This is a genomic window from Vibrio sp. 1978, assembly GCF_033344345.1.
The window spans coordinates 1-504 of the sequence record NZ_JAWPOP010001105.1 but is presented as its reverse complement, the minus strand read 5'-3'; the positions used below and the strand labels follow the sequence as shown (position 1 = coordinate 504).

The 504-nt window shown below is 45.2% G+C and carries 1 protein-coding gene; it reads right to left on the bottom strand.

The features are described 5' to 3' along the window. A partial coding sequence (locus tag R8N49_RS30885; RefSeq protein WP_318190920.1) for a PAS domain S-box protein occupies window positions 1–504 on the bottom strand: 504 nt, incomplete at both ends.

Below are 504 nucleotides of genomic sequence, written 5' to 3'. Positions count from 1 at the left end.
CGCGTCATGATGTGCGAGATACTCGAGGCGCTCCATCTCTTTTGCATTGGAGAGATCGGTAAGAATAATGACCAAGTCGTAGAAACCGTTATCCTCACACTTCACGATGCGGTTTACTCGAGCAAACATTGGCACAAGTAAGCCTAAGTGATTTTGCTCAATCACTTCCCCTTGCCATACGCCATAGTTTTCAATGGACTCAATGATACTCGGCATCATTTCTTGTAATTTTCGCCAACGAATAGTTTGAATGAAAGACTGACCAACTAACTGGTCGATTTCTAAACCCACAAGTTTGGTGACTGCTGGGTTAACCATGGTAATGACGCCTTTGTGATTAAGCACAATAAGGCCGTCTTGACTGGCTTCAAACACTCGACCAGCTACGCGCTGGCGATTCATCGCCTCTTCAATCTCTGTGATGTCTTGAATGGCGAAGAGAAGATAACCGTGGTTAGACAATCGACGAGTCGTTAGGCTTAGCTGCTGTTCGTTATCAATGGT